This window comes from Pararhizobium antarcticum, from assembly GCF_001885585.1.
Lineage (GTDB): Bacteria > Pseudomonadota > Alphaproteobacteria > Rhizobiales > Rhizobiaceae > Pararhizobium > Pararhizobium antarcticum.
Genome location: NZ_LSRP01000064.1, coordinates 1 through 514, shown reverse-complemented (window position 1 = coordinate 514; position 514 = coordinate 1). Strand labels below are relative to the sequence as shown.

Below are 514 nucleotides of genomic sequence, written 5' to 3'. Positions count from 1 at the left end.
TTCATTGCCTAGACCCAGAGTTCAGCTTGAGATGACCGGCTTCACGCCGGAATCGTGGCCGGAATGAATTCGGAATGGGTGGCCGGCTTCGCGTCGGAATAGGTGGCCGGCATCATCGGAATACGCATTGAGTGCGACGGGTTGATGATCGTCGAGTGATCAATGGCATCCTTTGGCGGTTCAGGACGGGAGAGGTGGCTCGGTTTGTCTGAACAGTTTCGGGCGTTTCGATAAGTGGATTTCCGCCTCGATTATGCCGCCACCATCATTGGTGCCAGCGCGTTGAAGTAGGCCTGATCCGGTGTCTGCCGGTCAAGGGATGAATGTGGGCGTCGGCTATTGTAAAAGGTCAGATATCGGCCGATGCCGACGCGGGCCTCGGACACAGTCTTGTAGGCGTGGAGGTAGACTTCCTCGTATTTGATCGAACGCCAGAGCCGTTCGACGAACACGTTGTCCCGCCACGCACCCTTGCCATCCATCGAGATGGCGATTTCCGCCTTCTTCAGCACCG

1 protein-coding gene is annotated in these 514 nt (G+C 57.0%); it reads right to left on the bottom strand.

The genetic code is table 11. From position 1 onward, the window contains the following. Window positions 1–251 precede the first annotated feature (251 nt). The coding region (locus tag AX760_RS05525; RefSeq protein ID WP_139276457.1) for an integrase core domain-containing protein at window positions 252–514 on the bottom strand (263 nt) is incomplete at its 5' end.